At 70.7% G+C, this 2535-nt stretch carries 4 protein-coding genes; 2 read left to right on the forward strand and 2 right to left on the reverse strand.

The window, feature by feature from the left end; translation table 11 throughout:
* Positions 1-40 precede the first annotated feature (40 nt).
* On the reverse strand, positions 41-319 hold the full coding sequence (locus ACFWRV_RS36350; protein WP_384340462.1) for a GlsB/YeaQ/YmgE family stress response membrane protein: 279 nt from the start codon (positions 317-319) through the stop codon (positions 41-43).
* Between the two features lie 201 nt (positions 320-520).
* On the opposite strand from ACFWRV_RS36350, the gene ACFWRV_RS36355 reads away from it, so the two are divergent.
* The gene (locus tag ACFWRV_RS36355; RefSeq protein ID WP_384340464.1) at positions 521-898 is read left to right on the forward strand and encodes a DUF3099 domain-containing protein; all 378 of its coding nucleotides are present in this window, start codon (positions 521-523) and stop codon (positions 896-898) included.
* Between the two features lie 241 nt (positions 899-1139).
* A complete protein-coding gene (locus ACFWRV_RS36360) occupies positions 1140-1397 on the forward strand; it encodes a hypothetical protein (RefSeq protein WP_384340466.1) in 258 nt (85 codons plus the stop codon).
* A gap of 3 nt (positions 1398-1400) precedes the next feature.
* Here the strand turns inward: ACFWRV_RS36360 and moaA are convergent, their stop codons facing one another.
* Positions 1401-2390 (reverse strand): GTP 3',8-cyclase MoaA, encoded by a 990-nt coding sequence (moaA, locus tag ACFWRV_RS36365; RefSeq protein WP_384340468.1) that lies wholly within the window; start codon positions 2388-2390, stop codon positions 1401-1403.
* Positions 2391-2535: the final 145 nt, after the last annotated feature.

Genomic DNA, 2535 nt, shown 5'->3' on the forward strand with positions numbered 1-2535 from the left:
CGTGAGAAAGCGTGTCCGGCCGCGGCGCTGTGGTGAGCGGTCAGGTTCTCTGACGCCGGCCGCCCCGGAACTTCTGCCAGGCCATGTCACCGACGGCGACGACCGCCACGGCACCCGCCAGTTGCAGCAGGTGGCGGATCCAGTCGATGCCCTTGGTGTCCTCCACACCGATCCAGCCGGCCACCGCGTTGCCGAGGATGCTGCCGAGGATGCCGAACACGGCCGTCAGCCAGAGCGGGATGTCCTGCTTGCCCGGCAGGATCGCTCTGGCGATGACACCGAGCACCAATCCCACGATGATTGCCCACAACCAGCTCATTTCGCCTCCTCGTACGGCGCGGAGTGCGCGTCCGCCCAGTCTTGGCCCGCCGTCCGGGCGTCGCATGCCCGGTTGGGCCGTCCGGGGGACCACGGGCGTCACCCGTCGGGCGGGCCCCGGTCGCCTGCCCGGCGGGTGACGGGCGTACCGTGGATGCGGCCCGGTCCGTGAGCGTCCGGCGACGACATCTGGTGGTGGAGCATGCTGCGGAAGAACGCGGATTCGGAGGTCATCCGGATCACGGGCGCCCGTCAGGGGCTGACGGACGACGTCCGCGGGCGACAGCGACGCTATGTGATCTCGATGTCGGTGCGCACGGTGTCGGTGGTGCTGGCCGCGGTGCTGTGGAACGTGGAGCGGCATGTGGCGATCGTGGCGCTCGTGCTGGGGGTGCTGCTGCCGTACGTGGCGGTGGTCCTCGCCAACGCGGGCCGGGAGAACGCGACTTCACTCCCGACGACGTTCGTGCCGATGCCGATGCGGCCGGCTCTGGAGGCCGCCCCGGCGTCCGGTTCGGCGGAGTCCGGGGACTCCGAGGGGACGTCCGGCCGGGTCCCGCCGCCGCATGAGCACAGCTGAGCCCGCACGTCCCGCGAAGCTCAAGAAAAGCTCAGATCAATCATGACGTTCCGGTGCACCGTACCCCGGCGCCCGTGACATACTGCGACTGCGCTCCGCATCCCCCGTCGGAGCGACGGACCGACGCCGGGCAGCTCCCCCCGTGGCTGCTCGGCGTCGCCCTTTCTCCGGCAGGGGATGCGTCAGAGGGCTCGTGGAGCACCTGACTTGGCGGGCGAGCACCTGATTTAGGCTGGGTGACGTGATCTTCCCCGAGACGTCCGCCGAGAGTCCCACCGGTGCCCCGCTCTGCTCCGCCAAGGGCTGCCGGGCCGCCGCTGTGTGGGTGCTCGCCTGGAACAACCCCAAACTGCACACGCCCGAGCGGCGCAAGACCTGGCTGGCCTGCGACGAGCACCGGGAGCATCTGTCCTCGTTCCTCGGTGTACGGGGATTCCTCAAGGACGTCGTGGCGCTGAAGGACTGGGACCCGGGCCCCGAGGGCTCCCGGAACGCCTGAGCGTCAGCCGCCGATCGCCGACATCGGGCGGTCGGGCTGCAGGAAGGACGGGTCGTCCAGTCCGGAGCCCGCCTTCTTGCCCCACATGGCCGTCCGCCAGAGCTGGGCGATCTCCTCGTCCGGCGCGTCCCCGCGCAGGGCCCCGCGCAGGTCGGTCTCCTCGCGGGCGAAGAGGCAGGTGCGGACCTGGCCGTCGGCGGTCAGCCGGGTGCGGTCGCAGGCGCGGCAGAACGGGCGGGTGACGGAGGCGATCACGCCGACACGGTGCGGGCCGCCGTCGACGGTCCAGCGCTCGGCGGGGGCGGAGCCGCGGGACTCGTCGCTCTCGGCGGTGAGGGTGAAGCGGGTGCGCAGCGAGGCGAGGATGTCACCGGCGGTGATCATGCCGTCGCGCTTCCAGCCGTGCTGGGCGTCGAGCGGCATCTGCTCGATGAAGCGGAGCTCGTAGTCGTGGGCGACGGCCCAGGCGAGCAGCTCGGGGGCCTCGTCGTCGTTGAGTCCCGGCATCAGGACGGAGTTGACCTTCACCGGGGTGAGCCCGGCCTCGCGGGCGGCCTCCAGGCCGTCCAGGACGTCCTTGTGGCGGTCACGGCGGGTGAGGGTCTTGAAGACGTCGGGTCGCAGGGTGTCGAGCGAGACGTTGACCCGGTCGAGCCCCGCGGCCTTGAGGGCGGTGGCGGTCCGCTTGAGTCCGATGCCGTTGGTCGTGAGGGACATGCGGGGGCGGGGTGTGAGCGCGGCGCACTGCTCCACGATGGAGACGAGGCCGGGGCGCAGCAGGGGCTCGCCGCCGGTGAAGCGGACCTCGGTGATGCCGAGCGAGGTGACGGCGATACGGATCAGCCGCACGATCTCGTCGTCGGAGAGCAGCTCGCTCTTGCCGAGCCACTGAAGGCCCTCTTCCGGCATGCAGTAGGTGCAGCGGAGATTGCACTTGTCGGTGAGTGACACGCGCAGGTCGGTGGCGACCCGGTCGAAGGTGTCGATGAGCACGGTAGGTCCCTCCCCCGGTGATCCGCGGTGGCGCGGTCGCTCTTCTCTGTCTCTGGCACTACCGAGCCTACGTGAGACGTGTGACATCGGCGTGGCCCGTTTGCCACGAGGTGCGGCCGGGCCGCGTCGTAGGACTCTACGACGC

Origin of the sequence: Streptomyces sp. NPDC058576, from assembly GCF_042718715.1 — a bacterium.
GTDB lineage: Bacteria > Actinomycetota > Actinomycetes > Streptomycetales > Streptomycetaceae > Streptomyces.

Excerpts from the sequence above, each read along its gene's own strand:
- ACFWRV_RS36350 (WP_384340462.1), bottom strand. The coding sequence starts at position 319 with ATGAGCTGGTTGTGGGCAATCATCGTGGGATTGGTGCTCGGTGTCATC.
- ACFWRV_RS36355 (WP_384340464.1), top strand. The coding sequence starts at position 521 with ATGCTGCGGAAGAACGCGGATTCGGAGGTCATCCGGATCACGGGCGCC.